The organism is Streptomyces polygonati (genome assembly GCF_042650325.1).
GTDB lineage: Bacteria > Actinomycetota > Actinomycetes > Streptomycetales > Streptomycetaceae > Actinacidiphila > Actinacidiphila polygonati.
Map to the genome: position 1 here is coordinate 139,813 of NZ_JBHSBB010000014.1, position 14,682 is coordinate 154,494.

A 14,682-nucleotide genomic window follows, 5' to 3' on the forward strand; every position below is an offset into this window, starting at 1 on the left:
CCGCGGCGGGCCGGGGGCGGCCGGGTGGTGCGTTGTCAGCCGTTTGCCGGCCGGTCCCGCTAGGAGCGGGGCGCGGCGTGCGCACGGCGCGGCTGCGCCGGGCGGTTGCGGCGCCTGCGGCCCGAGGAGGCACCGCGCTCGCCGCGCTCAGCCACCGGGGCGGAGATGGTCACCGGGATGCCCGAGGGCGCCTGCGCGCCGGTGATCCGGCTCAGACCGGCCTCACCGGAGCGGACCTGGGTGATCTGCGGGGTGATCCCGGCGTCGGCCATCAGGCGGGTCATGTCGCGCTGCTGGTGCGGCAGGACCAGCGTGACGACGCTGCCGGACTCGCCGGCCCTGGCGGTACGGCCGCCGCGGTGCAGATAGTCCTTGTGGTCGCTCGGCGGGTCGATGTTGACCACCAGGTCCAGGTCGTCCACGTGGATGCCGCGGGCGGCGACATTCGTGGCCACCAGCACCGTGACGTGGCCGGTCTTGAACTGGGCCAGGGTCCGGGTCCGCTGCGGCTGCGACTTGCCGCCGTGCAGCGCCGCGGCGCGTACCCCGCTGTTCAGCAGGTCCTTGGTGAGCCGGTCCACCGCGTGCTTGGTGTCCAGGAACATCAGCACCCGGCCGTCGCGCGCGGCGATCTCCGTGGTGGTGGCGTGCTTGTCGGCGCCGTGCACATGGAGCACGTGGTGCTCCATGGTGGTGACGGCGCCCGCCGCCGGGTCGACCGAGTGGACGACCGGGTCGTGCAGGTAGCGCCGGACCAGCAGGTCGACGTTGCGGTCCAGGGTGGCCGAGAACAGCATCCGCTGCCCGTTCGGGCGCACCTGGTCCAGCAGCTCGGTGACCTGCGGCATGAAGCCCATGTCGGCCATCTGGTCGGCCTCGTCCAGCACGGTGATCTCGACCTGGTCCAGCCGGCAGTCGCCGCGCTCGATGAGGTCCTTGAGCCGGCCGGGTGTGGCGATGACCACTTCGACCCCGCCGCGCAGCGCGCTGGCCTGGCGGCCGATCGACATACCGCCGACCACGGTGGTCAGCCGCAGCCGCAGCTGCCGGGCGTACGGGGTGAGCGCGTCGGTGACCTGCTGGGCCAGCTCCCGGGTGGGCACCAGCACCAGGCCGAGCGGGCGGCGCGGTTCGGCGCGCTGCCCGGCGGTCCGGGCGAGCAGCGCCAGGCCGAAGGCCAGCGTCTTGCCCGATCCGGTCCGGCCGCGGCCGAGGACGTCCCGGCCGGCCAGCGAGTTCGGCAGCGTGGCGCCCTGGATCGGGAAGGGCTCGATCACTCCCAGGCTGGTCAGGGTGGTCAGCAGCTCCACCGGCATGTCCAGGTCGGCGAACGCCGTCACCGGGGGCAGGGCGGGCGTGATGGTGACCGGCAGGGCGAACTCGCCCTGCCGTCCGGCCGGCCGTCGCTGGTAGCCACCGGAGCGGCTGGGAGCGCCGGAGCGGGACGGCGCGCCCGAACGCGCCGGGGCACCGGAGCGGGCCGGAGCGCCGGAGCGGTCATTACGGCCGCGGGAATATCGGTCATTCGTGCGAGCGGTGCGGTTCATGCGGAACCTTCCTCGATGCGGCGCGTATCGAGGAATTCTCGGCAGCGAAAGAACAGCGCCAGGAATTGCAGGAACGAGCCGGAGAAAAAATCTGGGACACATCGGACGTCGGGGATGCCCCCGGGGCCGCGCGATGCGTAAAAACACGGAACTGGGTCCGCACCCGAAGGTGCGGACCCAGTTGCGGTCGTGCGGTTCGACGTCAGGCGGGAACGATGTTCTCGGCCTGCGGGCCCTTCTGGCCCTGGGTGACGTCGAAGGAAACCTTCTGGCCCTCCTGCAGCTCACGGAAGCCAGAGGCGGCGATGTTCGAGTAGTGGGCGAAGACGTCGGCGCCGCCGCCGTCCTGCTCGATGAAACCGAAGCCCTTTTCCGCGTTGAACCACTTCACGGTGCCAGTAGCCATGTCATATCTCCTTCGGGGCAGTACAGAGGGCTCGCACTGTGCGAGCCCCGCGTCGCCGCGATGATTACCCCGTCCGGATAGCACCGGAAATACAGAAGTGCGCCTGCCGGATTGGCACCGACCGGAGCACTTGAAGTCTTTGGGAACCACAACTGCAACTGCGGCCAACCGTAGCACGAAGCAACCGGCTGGGCGCGACAAGTGATTTCACTCCGCCCGCCGTGCCATAAACCCTCACCGCCGATGGCGATGATTTCTGTACCGGTCGCGATAGGTATTCGGCGGGCGCCAGGGGAGTCACGATGCGGCGGACTCCTCGGCGCCGCCCCGCTGGCGGCGCATCTCCTCGTTGAGCTTGCGGGCCTCGTCCAGCTGGTCCTCCAGGATCACGATGCGGCAGGCGGCCTCGATCGGGGTGCCGCTGTCGACCAGCTCGCGGGCGCGGGCGGCGATGCGGAGCTGGTAACGGGAGTAGCGGCGGTGGCCGCCGTCGGACCGGAGCGGGGTGATGAGCCGCGCTTCGCCGATGGCCCGCAGGAAGCCCGGCGTGGTGCCGATCATCTCCGCGGCGCGGCCCATCGTGTAGGCGGGGTAGTCGTCGTCGTCAAGCCGGTCGGTGGTGGGGTGCGGGGGGTTTTCAGGGGGCACTTCTACCTCATGTGGGACGCGTCGAGGGCCCTGGTGCCGCACGGCACCAGGGCCCCGAGGGGGTTTCAACACCATCCGTGACACCGATGGCGCCTACTCCTCTCCCTTCATACTCGGCTACGCCAGGAACTATACCTGCCCGAAATGACCATGTCTATCGCGACCACGGTAGGTTTCCGCGGCGGTCCGACCGCCCCCCGGCGGCCGGCCGCCGCCCCCCTTCCGCTGGTCAGCGGCAGGGATCCGGGTCCGAGGTGACACCGTCCCGGGCCGCCCGGAAGGCGGCGGGCGGTGGTCTCGTGGGACAGCGTCCCCCCGAAAGTCGCCCAGGTCGCCCAGGCCGCCCAGGCGGTCCAGGCCGTCCAGGCCGTCCAGGCCGTCCGGAAGGAAGGTGACCGGCGTCACTTCCGGGCCGGCTCGGCGCGGTCCCAGCGGGGCGACCACCGGCTCGACCCGATTCATCCCCCGCGCACGGCGACGGAAAGTAACATGAACTGAGCACAGGGCAACGGCACTTGGCCGGATCGATGAGCGGACCGATGAACACACCGGGGAGCGGACCGCGAGATGTCGGTGAAAATGCCCTGGCACGCGCGTCCCTTCGCGCCGAACCGCGTCCCATCAGTGAGCGGCGTTCCTCCGCGGCCGCACAACGAGGGTTATGGAGCAGTTGACTTGAGAACCGAGATCAGAGGCGTCCGCCGGATGTCCGTCGTGCTGGTCACCGCCGGAGCGCTGCTGACCGTGGGAGCGCTGGCCGCCCCGGCGCAGGCCGCCGCGCCGCCCGCGCCCGCCGTCGTCGCCAAGGGCGGCTATGTGATGAACAACAGCAGCGGACTGAGCCTGTACACCAAGGCCGCCGACACCCGCCGTTCCACCGGTTCCACCACCAAGATCATGACCGCCCGGGTGGTGCTGGCCAGCAAGAAGCTCAACCTGGACGCGAAAGTCACCGTCCAGAAGGCGTACAGCGACTACATCGTCAGGAACAACGCCTCGTCGGCCCACTTGATCGTCGGTGACAGGCCCACCGTCCGCCAGCTGCTCTACGGCCTGATGCTCCCGTCGGGATGCGACGCCGCGTTCGCGCTGGCCGACAAGTTCGGCACCGGCTCCACCCAGGCGGCGCGGGTGAAGTCCTTCATCGGCTCGATGAACTCCACCGCCAAGAGCCTGGGTCTGAAGAACACGCACTTCGACTCGTTCGACGGAATAGGGAAGGGTGCGAACTACTCGACCCCGCGCGACCTGACGAAACTCGCCAGCAACGCGATGAAGTTCTCCGCCTTCCGGGTGATCGTCAAGACCAAGTCGACCCAGCAGAAGGTCACCACCAAGACCGGCGCCTACCGCTACATGTCCTGGAAGAACACCAATCTGCTGCTCGGCAGTTACTCCGGCACCATCGGCGTCAAGACCGGGTCCGGTCCGCAGGCCGGCTACTGCCTGGTCTTCGCCGCCACCCGTGGCAGCAAGACGGTCATCGGCACCGTGCTGGCCTCCACCTCCGAGGCCACCCGCACCGCCGACGCCAAGAAGCTGATGGACTACGCCTTCAAGAAGTAGCCGCCCCGCGGGCGCACACGCGGTCCCGGCCGGGCCACGGCCGGGACCGCCGTACGCGAGGGATCCCGGCCGGCCCCGCGCTCCGTGCTCCGCGTCCCGCGGCATCAGGGAAGCGGGATCGGCCGGATCTGCTCGACCGGATGGCAGTACGGGAGGTCGGCCAGGGACTCGGCGGCGAAGAAACGGGTGGTGAGGTCGGCGAGTTCGGTGGTGCGCTCCAGGAAGAGCATGTGGTCCGCGGCGCGGACTTCGGTGAACCAGCTCTCGCGGCAGGCCGCGGCCATGTCGCGGCACAGCTCGGGGGTGGTGAAGGAGTCGTACTCCCCGGTCGCCACCAGAGCGGGGGCCACCGGCGGCCGGCTGGTGTCGATCATCTCCTGGTTGAGCAGGCGCCGGGTGTTGGCGTAGGTCTGCTCCGCTTCCGCCTCCGGCAGACGGGCCAGCCGGCGCAGCAGGAAGCGGCGCACCTTCGCGCCGGCCACGACATCGCCGAGCCGCTCGCCGTTCATCAGGATCTCCACAGCCGCCCGCGCGTACTCCTCCATCCGCCGCTCGGCCAGGTGCTCCAGCGTGCGGCGCATGGCCGCGCGCGCGTGTTCGGGGATCGACGTCATGGTGCCGACCAGGGCCATCCGGACCACCCGCTCGGGGTAGCACTGGGCCATGCGGTAGGCGATCGCGGTCCCGTAGGAGCCGCCGAGGAGATTGACCCGCTCGATCCCGCGCTCGTCGAGCATGTGCCGCACGGCGTCGGCGAGCAGGGCCACGCCGTGATGGTCGGGCAGCACATCGCCGGCGCCCCAGCCGGGCGGGTCCACGGTGAGGACATCCATATGGGCGAGGAATTCCCGTTCGAACCGCCCCCACATCTCCTTGCGCTGGAAGGCGCCCCCGATCATCAGCAGCGGCGCCAGCCGCGGGGTGGCGCTACGCACCAGGCGGGACTCGCAGTGGTAGCCCTGCCAGGAGTGCGCACGGACCACCGCCGGATACGGATCGGGAGGCGGCAGGATCGGCGCGGTGGAGGCCGGGGGGGAGGTGAGCGGCGTCATGCTCTTCTTTCCTCTGTTTCCTGTCTTTCCCGTGCGGCGGATGGTGACCGACGGCACGGTGACCGACGCCCCGCGCCGAGCTCCTGCGCGGACGCGGTCGCGGATTCCCCAGGGCACCTGCGCCATGGTCAACGTGCCGAACGGGCTGTTGGATGCGCGACGCGGGCAGCTTCACTCCTTCGCGAGCCACTCGATCGGTGGTGACCCGGCCGTCCCCTTGATCGTTTGACAGATGGCCACCGGTCGCCCGGCATCCATCCCCGGATCACCACGCGAACCTGACGCGTCACGCATGTCCGGTCCGCCACGAAAGGGCGGAGACTGGAGGCGTCCGGGCCGACCGGTCCCGGGGAGACCCGGGGCACCGGCCCCCGACCGATGAAAGGCCCCACCATGTCAGAGCCCGGCCCGGTCATCCTGACCAAATCCTCACCCACCGTCTCCCTGGACAAGCACGGCGTGACCTCCGGCCTGGTCCGGGTCAATCTGAAGTGGAGTTCGGCGCGGGCCGCCGCCCAGAGCCAGGCACGCCAGGCGCACGGGCTGCTCGGAAAGGTCCGGGCGTCATTGCAGACGGCCGCCACCAAGGACGTGGATCTCGACCTGGGCTGCCTGATCAGCTTCAGCGACGGCGGCACAGCGGTCGTCCAGGCCCTCGGCAACGCGTTCGGCGCCCTCGACCGCCCCCCGTTCGTGGCCCTGGACGCCGACGACCGCACCGGCGGCCTGGCCGGCGAGAACCTCACGATCAACCTGAGCGAGCAGGCCCGTTTCTCCAAACTGCTGCTCTTCGTCTACATCTACGGGGGCTCCGGCGACTTCCGCGGCCTCGACGCGAAAGTGACCCTGACCTCCGACAGCGGCGAAAGCTTCGAGCTCCACCTCGACGACTCTCCGCCCGACTCGAACGCCTGCGCTATCGCCCTGATCACCCGGGAAAAGGGCGAACTCATCATTGAGCGCGAGGTCCGCTGGTTCACCCCCGAAGGCGGCGCCGGCATCCAGGAGGTCATCTCCCGCGATTACGATTTCGCCATCCAGTGGACCCGCGGCAGGAAATAGCGCGCGGCGGCCCCTCAGCGAATCCCGGAGGCCCGGGCAGTCCCCCGCATCGCGGCAGCCCGCCGCTGTCTCCCCCTGCGGCGGCTCGTCCCGGGTACGGCACAGCCCGCCTTCGGCCCTCCGGGAAAACGGCTCCGCACGCCTTCGGTCCACGCTTCCCGGACGATCCGCCCGTGGTCGACACGCACGGCGCTCCTCCGGCCCCTCCGTACTCCCCGGCGCTCGGGCGACCCTCGGCCGGGCCGGTTCCCCTGCGATGAGCGCCGGCCCCCGTTCCCTTCCCAGCACGCTCGATCCGGCCCGCGAGCGGTCGGCGGCGCGCTTCGCCCGGCGTGAGCGACCTGGCTGACCGCCGGGTCCGTCGTCTGGCGGCGGTCGGCGGAACGGTCGGCCCGGCCCCGTTGGCCGCGACGGGAGCGCGCCGCGCGCGCCGCCGGCCAACGCCCTCGCGTTCAGGCCTGGTCAGCCCCGCGGCGCCCCCGGGCCGACGCGGCGGCCGCCCGGTCGGACGGCGGCCCCGTTACCACACAAGCAAGACAACCCAGGCCCCCCGATGTTCCGTAAACGTTGCCGGTTCTCTTGACAGCGCTCGGACCGGAGGAAGACTCTCCTGAGAGCGCTCTCACCTCCACCCCCCACTACAGCGCCCGCCGGGTCGTGGCCAGACCCGGACGCGCCGCCCCCCACAGAGGAGAAGGAGTAGGCATGTCGATCAGAGGCACGCGGTTGCACGCGTTGCGCCGCAGGCTCGACCGACGGTTCACGATCGGGCTGATGGCCGTGACCGCTGTCGCGGCGGTCACCTTGGCCGGTACGCCCGCCGCCACCGCGTCCACGTCCGGGTCCGCTTCCGGGTCCGCTTCAAGGGCAACAGCCGCCCAGCCGGCGGCCCAGCACGCCGCCGCCGCGCAGGCGAAGCCCGCCGCCGTGCAGCCGAACGCCGTGCCCGCGGCGCCGGCCGGCTTCAGCACGACCTGGAGCGACGACTTCAACGGGGCCGCCAACACCGGTCTGAACACGGACACATGGCGCTACGACGCCGGGGCCGGCTGGACGTTCGGCACCGGTGAGATCGAGACGATGACCAACAGCACGGCCAACGTCTACCAGGACGGCAACGGCCACCTGGTGCTCAAGGCCCTGCACACCGGCACCGACCCGAACGCCAACTGGACCTCGGGCCGCGTCGAGACGCAGGCCGACGGCTTCGGCGCGCAGCCCGGCGGCGTCGTGCGGATCCAGGCGTCGATCCAGCAGCCCAACGTGACCACCGCCAACGGGGCCGGATACTGGCCCGCGTTCTGGATGCTCGGCTCGCCGCTGCGGGTCGGCGTGCCGTGGCCCGGCTCCGGCGAGGTGGACATCCTTGAGGACATCAACGGCCGCAGTTCGGTGTTCGGCACGCTGCACTGCGGTGTCGGCAGCGGCGGTCCGTGCAACGAGACCAGCGGTGTCGGCAGCGGCGAGCGGGCCTGCGCCGGCTGCCAGACCGGCTACCACACCTACGCGGTGGAGGTCGACCGGTCGACCTCGCCCGAGCAGATCCGCTGGTACCTCGACGGCGCCAACTTCTTCACCCTGAACTCCAACCAGGTGGACGCCACCGCCTGGGCCAACGCCGTTGACCACAGCTACTACATCATCTTCGACCTGGCCATCGGCGGCGGCTTCCCCGCCGCGTTCGGTGGCGGCCCCAACGCCGCGACCGTCTCCGGCGGCCAGATGAACATCGACTACGTGGCCGTCTACAACAAGGCGCCGGGCGCCATCTCGGGCACCAACATCGCCCAGGGCAAGCCCACCACGTCCTCCTCGGTGGAGAGCGCCACCTTCCCGGCGTCCAACGCCACCGACGGCAACATCACCACCCGCTGGTCGAGCGCCTTCTCCGACCCGCAGTGGCTCCAGGTCGACCTCGGTCAGTCCTACAACATCAACCACGCCACCCTCACCTGGGAGGCGGCCTCAGCATCGGCCTATCAGCTACAGACATCGCCGGACGGCACCAACTGGACCACCGTCTACACCAACAACAACAGCCCGGCGGACATCCAGGACACCGCGCTGAACGCCACTGGACGCTATGTCCGGGTGCTGGCGACCGCCAGAGCCTCGCAGTACGGCGACTCGCTCTATGAACTCGCCCTCTACGGAACGCCGTCGACCGGTGGTGGCGGCGGTGGCGGCGGCGGCACGGCCACCCTGCTGTCCCAGGGCAAGACGGCCACCGCTTCCTCGACCGAGAACGTCGGCACCCCCGCCAGCGCCGCGGTGGACGGCAACACCGGCACCCGCTGGTCGAGCGCCTTCACCGACCCGCAGTGGCTCCAGGTCGACCTGGGCGCCACCCACACCATCAGCCAGGTGGTGCTGAACTGGGAGACCGCCTACGGCAAGGCCTTCCAGATCCAGACCTCGGCGGACGGTACGAACTGGACCACCGTCTACTCCACCACCACCGCCACGGGCGGCGTCCAGACGCTGCCGGTGACCGGTTCCGGCCGCTACGTACGGCTGTACGGCACGGCCCGGTCCACCCAGTACGGCTACTCGCTCTGGGAGTTCCAGGTCTTCGGCACCTGATACGGAACGCGACGCGGCACTGAACCACCGCTGATCCGCCGCGTTCGACCCCGAGTGCCCTGGTACGCCCCCGGCGTACCAGGGCACTTGCCGTCAGTCCTGCTCCTGTTCCGCGTTCAGCGCGGCGAGTTGGGCGGCGAAGATCCGGGCGCCGCCCTGGGCCGGGTGGCGTACCGCCGGGGCGGTGACGCCGCTCGCGGCCAGCGCGCCCTGCGCCTTGCGGCCGACGGCGACGAGCGAGGTGATGCCGTAGGCCGCCGCCAGCGCCAGCGCGACCGGGGCGCCCGCGGTCACCTCCGAGGCGCGCGGCGTACGGTTGGTGTGCGGGTCGCCCGGCGCGTGCGGATGGTGCGGGTAGATTCCCCACAGCAGTGGCTTGGGCCCCTGCCAGGAGGCGAGCGCCCCCCACACCGCCGCCGCCGACGCCTCCCAGCCGAAGGCCGGGTCGGGAGGGACCTCGAAGCCGTCGCCCTGCGGACGGCCGGTGATCAGCCCCGGTTTCGCGGTGAGTTGGCGGACGCTCATGGAGGGCACACCGCTGATGGTCATCCCCCGGTAGCCCGGCGCCTCGGCGACCAGCAGCACCTTCGGACCGATCTCCCGCATCAGGCCGAGATACCGGGTCAGATTCCGGCTCCGCAGCGGCCCGGCGCCGTCGGGGCCGAAGAGCGCCTCCGCGTCCGGCGGCGCGGGCAGCGCCCGCAGCAGCCGGAGGAACCGGGCGGTGCCGTCCTCCTGCTCGGTCTCCATGTCCGCCGCCCCCGGCCTAGGTGAGATCGTCCGCGCGGGACAGCGGCAGGTGCAGCGCCGTCCGCAGATCCGCGCTCGTCGCGCGGTCGAGGCCGAAGCGGGCGCGGCGCAGGGTTGCGGCGTGCCCGGCGATGAGGTCGAGGTCCCGGAGCTGGCGGCGGAGTTCCTCGGCGAGGAGTTCGTCCGGATCGTCGGCGTGGTCCTCGGAGTCCCGGGCGAGTTCGTTGACCGCCTCGACCGCCCGGCCGCTGGCGAAGACCGCGAAGTCACTGCATCCGTGCATGTACGCGTTGGCGGCGTGGAGTACGGCCGCGGCGGCCGGCTCGTCGGCGTCGTCCGGGCCGTCCTGGCCGTCGTTGTGGCAGTAGTCGCTCAGATAGAAGGCCCCGAGGCCCTGCTTGATGGTGGCGAAGGCGGTCGCGTCACCGAGCACCCCGGACCAGACCGCGGCCAGCAACGGCCGCAGGTCCAGGGTGAATCCCCGCTGTTCGGCGGCGGGCAGCGCCTCGTGCGCCTGGAACAGCCGCTGCGCGACCCCGGCGGCGAACACCGCCCGCTCACCCTCCGACGCCCCGGCCAGCCGGCCCGCCACCGCGGCGTCCAGCTCCTTCCACACGTGCGTCACCAAGCGTCCTCACTCCTCCGAACCACGCCGAACACCGCCGAACCCCGTATGTCCCCGAACCCGACCGCGGGCGGTACGCACGCTACGCGGCCGAGGGGCCCCGGGTCGCGGCCAACGCGTCCGGACGGCCGAGCGCCCGCGCCGCACCCGGTCAGCCGAGCGGGCGCAGCGGCGCCGACGGGTCCGCGAGGTAGGCCGCGATGTCGTCGACGGCGTCGCCGTAGAAGAGGCGGTAGGTGTTGGCGGTGACGTAGCCCATGTGGGGGGACAGCAGGGTGCGGGGGGCGGTACGCAGCCAGTGGTCGGCCGGCAGCGGCTCGATCTCGTATACGTCGAGGGCGAGGCCGGCCGGCCGCTCGGTGGTGGTGAGGGCGGTACGCAGCGCCTCGGCGTCGATCAGCGGGAAGCGGGAGGTGTTGACGAGGTAGGCGTCGTCGCGCATGGCGCCGAGTTCGGGGGCGCCGATGAGGCCGCGGGAGCCGTCGTTGAGCGCCACATGCACGGTGACGACCTTGGCGGTGGCGAAGAGGTCGGCCTTGCCGACCAGCCGGGCGCCGTGTTCGGCGGCGCGCTCGGCGGTGAGGCTGGGGCTCCAGGCGACGACGTCCATGCCGAAGGCGGCGCCGATCCGGGCCACCCGGGCGCCGAGGCGGCCCATGCCGACCACGCCGAGGATCTCGCCGTCCAGGTCACCGGCGACGGTCGCCTGCCAGCCGCCGGTCCGCATCCGGGCGTCGTCGGCGGCCACGTCGCGGAACAGGCCGAGGATCAGCGCCCAGGTGAGTTCGGCGGTGCCCGGTTCGTAGGTGCGGGTGCCGCAGACGGTGACGCCGAGGTCGGCCGCCGCGGCGAAGTCGATGGCGGCGTTGCGCATACCGGTGGTGACCAGCAGCCGTAGCCGGGGCAGCTTCTCCAGCACCGCGCGCGGGAAGGCGGTGCGCTCGCGCATGGCCACGATCACCTCGAACGGGTCCAGCGCGGCGATCAGTTCGGCCTCGTCGGCGATGTGCCGGTCGAAGAAGGTGACGGCGGTGTCGGGCAGCGGCCCGGACCAGTCGGCCATGGTCGGGGCGACCCGCTGGTAGTCGTCCAGCACGGCGATACGGACGGACACGACGGCTTCTCCCTCACAGCGGTGACGCTCGGCGGAACGCGGCGGCCGGGAGCACCCGGCCCCGGTCCGGCACATCCGGCGCCGGCTCGCGCCGGCACCGGCTCGCGCCGGCCCCGGAAGACCGGGGTGGGGCGGCGATCCGGGCCGTCCGTTCCCGTGTGAGCAGATTACGCGCCCGGGTTCCGGGGAGCCGCGCGGACCGGGCCGGGGTCGCCCGTCAGGGCCGGAGGTCCCGGCCCACCGTTCGGCGCCCCGGACGGGCGCCGGCAGCCCGAGCGGCGCCCCCTGCGGCGCCCGCACCGACCCCGGCCGGTCGGGCCCGCGCCACCCACGACGGGCGGCCCGGGCCGGGCCCGTCCCCGCCCCCGTACGGCAGGCGGCAGGCGGCGCCCGGCCCACCGACGGCAGGCCGGCCATCCCGCCCGGGTCCGCTACTCCGTCGGCGCCGCCGGGCCCCGCTCCGCCAGGAGCTGCGCCAGATGGATGCCCGGCGACGGCGCGAGATGGGCCAGTTGGGTGCGGCACGAGTAACCGTCGGCCAGGATCACCGCGTCCGGGGCGGCGGACCGCACGGCCGGCAGCAGAGCCGTCTCGGCGACCGCCACGGAGACGTCGTAATGGCCCTTTTCCACACCGAAGTTGCCGGCCAGGCCGCAGCAGCCGCCGACCCTGGTCAGCTCCGCGCCGCCCGCCCGCAGCAGGGACGCGTCCGCGTCCCAGCCGAGCACCGCGTGCTGGTGGCAGTGCGGTTGGGCGACGCCGTGGACGCCGGTGAGGTCCGGCGGGGTCCAGCCGGGAGTGGCGGTGAGGAGTTCCGCCAGCGTGCGGGTGGCCGCCGCCGCCCGGGCCGAGCGGGGGTCGTCCGGCAGCAGCCCGGTCAGCTCGCCGCGCAGCACCGCCGTGCAGGAGGGCTCCAGGCCGACGATCGGCCAGCCCGCCGCCAGCGCCGGCCCCAGCGCGTCCAGGGTTTCTGTCAACCTCCGCTTGGCCGCGTCCAGTTGGCCGGTGGAGATCCAGGTCAGGCCGCAGCAGACCGCCCGCCCGGTGACCTGTACGTCGTAGCCCGCCTGCTCCAGCACCCGGACGGCGGCCTGCCCGACCTCGGGGGAGAAGTGGTCGGTGAAGGTGTCCACCCACAGCAGCACCGGCTGCCCGGCCGCGCTCGCGGCGGTCCGCTCGGCGAACCACTGCCGGAAGGTCCGCGCGGCGAAACGCGGCAGCGGCCGGCGGGCGTCGAGGCCGCCGCCCCGCTTGGCCAGCGCCGCCAGCGGGCGGATCGCCAGCAGCGTGTTGACGAGCCGGGGGGTCCGCGCGACCAGCCGGGCCCAGCGCGGCAGCCAGCCCAGCGCGTAGTGCGCGGCGGGCCGGAGCCGCCGGCGGTAACGCTGGTGCAGCGCCTCCGCCTTGTAGGTGGCCATGTCCACCCCGGCCGGGCAGTCGCTCGCGCAGCCCTTGCAGGACAGGCACAGGTCCAGTGACTCGGCGATCTCCGGCGAGCTCCAACCACCGGTCATCAGCGTGCCGTTGGCCAACTCCTGAAGCGCCCGGGCCCGTCCCCGGGTGGAGTCCTTCTCGTCCCGTGTCGCCAGGAACGACGGGCACATCACCGTCCCCGAACCCGTCCCGTCCGCGCGGCACTTGCCGACGCCGACACAGCGGTGCACGGCGGTGGCGAAGTCGCCCCGGTCGTGCGGGTAGGCGAAGGCGAGCGGGCCCAGGGAGGCCTTCGCGGCGGGCAGCCGCAGGTCGGCCTCCACCGGGCGGGGCCGCACGATGACTCCGGGGTTGAGGACGTCCCCGGGGTCGAAGACGTGCTTGACGGCGGCGAGCGTCTCCAGCGCCTGGGGGGAGTACATATGGCCGAGCAGGGCGCCGCGGGCCCGCCCGTCGCCGTGCTCGCCGGACACCGAGCCGCCGTAGCGGCCGGCCAGCACAGCCGCGTCCCGCACGAAGTCCCGGAAGACGGCGGGGCGTTCGGCCAGCGGGAAGTCGATCCGCATATGCAGGCAACCGTCGCCGAAATGGCCGTACATCAGCCCGTCGAGACCGAAGTCCCGCATCAGCGAGCCGAGTTCGCGCATGTAGGGGCCCAGCTGCCCGGGCGGCACCGCGGAGTCCTCCCAGCCGGGCCAGGCCGGTTCGCCGGCCGGGGTGCGGCCGCCGAGCCCGGCGCCGTCCTCGCGGATCCGCCACAGCGCGCGGGCCGCGTCGCCGGTGACCACCGCGGCGTCCAGGCAGCCCGCGTCGGCGGCCAGCAGCCGGGCCGCAGCGACCGCTTCGGCCTCGCTGCCGCCGGCCGTCTCGGCGAAGATCCAGCCGTCGCCCCGGGGCAGCCCGGCCGGCACGGCCCCTTCGCCACGGCGCCGCCGCAGGACGTCCACCAGCCGGGAGTTCATGCCCTCCAGCGCGATGGGCCGGTGCGGCAGCAGCGCGGGCACGGCGTCGGCCCCGGCGGCCATGTCGGGGTAGCCCAGCACGGCGGTCGCGGTGTGCCGGGGCGCCTCGACCAGCCGTACGGTCGCCTGGAGCAGCAGCGCGAGGGTGCCTTCGCTGCCGACCAGGAATTTCGCCAGGTCGGCGCCGTTTTCCGGCAGCAGGTGCTCCATGGAGTAGCCGGAGACCTGACGGGTGAAGCGGCCGAACTCGGTCCGGATCAGGGCCAGTCGGTCGCTCACCACCGCGCCGAGGCCGGCCAGCAGCTCGCGCTCCGGCCCCGCCCCGCCGCCCAGCAGCCCCGCCCGGCCCAGCCGCCGGGCGGTGAACCGCACCCCGCTGCCGGTCACCACGTCCAGCTCCACCGTGTTGTCCGAACTGCGGCCGTACGCCAACGCCCGCGCCCCGCAGGCGTTGTTCCCCAGCGAGCCGCCGAGGGTGGCCCGCGCGTGGGTCGAGGGATCGGGCCCGAACCGCAGGCCGTAGGGCGCGGCGGCCGCCGTGATCGTGTCCAGCACGGCCCCGGGCTGCGCGACCGCCGTCCGCGCCTCGGGGTCGACGCCCAGCACCCGGTTCATGTGCCGGGAGAAGTCCAGCACCACCCCTTCGCCCACCGCGTTGCCGGCGATCGAGGTCCCCGCGCCCCGCGCGGTGAGCGGCACCCCGCGGCGCCGGCAGACGTCCAGTGCGGCCAGCACCTCGGCTGTCTCGCGCGGAAAGACCACCACTTGCGGGACCACCCGGTAGTTCGACGCGTCGGCCCCGTACTCGGCCCGCCGCCGGACGCCCGTCTCCACCTCGCCCAGGCCGGCCCGCCGCAGCTCCCCGGCCAGTTCCGCGGCCGGATCACCGACCCGCTCGTCGTCCCTCGTGCCAGCCGCCACGGACACCCTCCG

12 protein-coding genes are annotated in these 14,682 nt (G+C 72.6%); 4 read left to right on the forward strand and 8 right to left on the reverse strand.

What is annotated here, in order from left to right; all coding sequences use genetic code 11:
• Positions 1 to 59: 59 nt before the first annotated feature.
• The 3 genes from ACFO3J_RS21215 to ACFO3J_RS21225 form a co-directional block, all read right to left on the reverse strand.
• Positions 60 to 1,547 carry a DEAD/DEAH box helicase gene (locus tag ACFO3J_RS21215; protein WP_386431362.1) on the reverse strand — a complete coding sequence of 496 codons (1,488 nt, stop codon included), beginning with the start codon at positions 1,545 to 1,547 and terminating at the stop codon, positions 60 to 62.
• A gap of 202 nt (positions 1,548 to 1,749) precedes the next feature.
• Positions 1,750 to 1,953 (reverse strand): cold-shock protein, encoded by a 204-nt coding sequence (locus ACFO3J_RS21220; RefSeq protein ID WP_033176667.1) that lies wholly within the window; start codon positions 1,951 to 1,953, stop codon positions 1,750 to 1,752.
• Positions 1,954 to 2,250: 297 nt separating this feature from the next.
• Positions 2,251 to 2,601: a MerR family transcriptional regulator gene (locus ACFO3J_RS21225; RefSeq protein WP_386431365.1), complete on the reverse strand. Its 351-nt coding sequence runs from the start codon at positions 2,599 to 2,601 to the stop codon at positions 2,251 to 2,253.
• Positions 2,602 to 3,306: 705 nt separating this feature from the next.
• Here ACFO3J_RS21225 and ACFO3J_RS21230 point away from each other — a divergent pair.
• The gene (locus ACFO3J_RS21230; RefSeq protein WP_386433003.1) at positions 3,307 to 4,167 is read left to right on the forward strand and encodes a D-alanyl-D-alanine carboxypeptidase family protein; all 861 of its coding nucleotides are present in this window, start codon (positions 3,307 to 3,309) and stop codon (positions 4,165 to 4,167) included.
• Positions 4,168 to 4,271: 104 nt separating this feature from the next.
• On the opposite strand, the gene ACFO3J_RS21235 is transcribed toward ACFO3J_RS21230, so the two are convergent.
• Positions 4,272 to 5,219 (reverse strand): alpha/beta fold hydrolase, encoded by a 948-nt coding sequence (locus tag ACFO3J_RS21235; RefSeq protein ID WP_386431368.1) that lies wholly within the window; start codon positions 5,217 to 5,219, stop codon positions 4,272 to 4,274.
• On the opposite strand from ACFO3J_RS21235, the gene ACFO3J_RS21240 reads away from it, so the two are divergent.
• From ACFO3J_RS21240 to ACFO3J_RS21250, 3 genes are all read left to right on the forward strand, one after another.
• Positions 5,218 to 5,448 carry a hypothetical protein gene (locus ACFO3J_RS21240; RefSeq protein WP_386431370.1) on the forward strand — a complete coding sequence of 77 codons (231 nt, stop codon included), beginning with the start codon at positions 5,218 to 5,220 and terminating at the stop codon, positions 5,446 to 5,448. The two genes, ACFO3J_RS21235 and ACFO3J_RS21240, sit on opposite strands and share 2 nt — an antisense overlap.
• A 164-nt stretch (positions 5,449 to 5,612) precedes the next feature.
• Positions 5,613 to 6,281: a hypothetical protein gene (locus ACFO3J_RS21245; protein ID WP_386431373.1), complete on the forward strand. Its 669-nt coding sequence runs from the start codon at positions 5,613 to 5,615 to the stop codon at positions 6,279 to 6,281.
• A 705-nt stretch (positions 6,282 to 6,986) separates the two neighbouring features.
• Entirely contained in the window at positions 6,987 to 8,864 is a 1,878-nt protein-coding gene (locus ACFO3J_RS21250; protein WP_386431375.1) for a galactose-binding domain-containing protein, read from the forward strand.
• Positions 8,865 to 8,957: 93 nt separating this feature from the next.
• Here the strand turns inward: ACFO3J_RS21250 and ACFO3J_RS21255 are convergent, their stop codons facing one another.
• The 4 genes from ACFO3J_RS21255 to ACFO3J_RS21270 form a co-directional block, all read right to left on the reverse strand.
• Positions 8,958 to 9,614 carry a hypothetical protein gene (locus ACFO3J_RS21255; protein ID WP_386431378.1) on the reverse strand — a complete coding sequence of 219 codons (657 nt, stop codon included), beginning with the start codon at positions 9,612 to 9,614 and terminating at the stop codon, positions 8,958 to 8,960.
• Between the two features lie 16 nt (positions 9,615 to 9,630).
• Positions 9,631 to 10,242, reverse strand: coding sequence for a hypothetical protein (locus tag ACFO3J_RS21260; RefSeq protein ID WP_386431381.1), 612 nt, complete (start codon positions 10,240 to 10,242; stop codon positions 9,631 to 9,633).
• A 148-nt stretch (positions 10,243 to 10,390) separates the two neighbouring features.
• Positions 10,391 to 11,353, reverse strand: a complete 963-nt coding sequence (locus ACFO3J_RS21265; RefSeq protein WP_386431384.1) for a D-2-hydroxyacid dehydrogenase family protein — start codon at positions 11,351 to 11,353, stop codon at positions 10,391 to 10,393.
• A 431-nt stretch (positions 11,354 to 11,784) separates the two neighbouring features.
• Complete coding sequence (locus ACFO3J_RS21270) at positions 11,785 to 14,670, reverse strand: FAD-binding and (Fe-S)-binding domain-containing protein (RefSeq protein ID WP_386431386.1); 2,886 nt, start codon at positions 14,668 to 14,670, stop codon at positions 11,785 to 11,787.
• Positions 14,671 to 14,682: the final 12 nt, after the last annotated feature.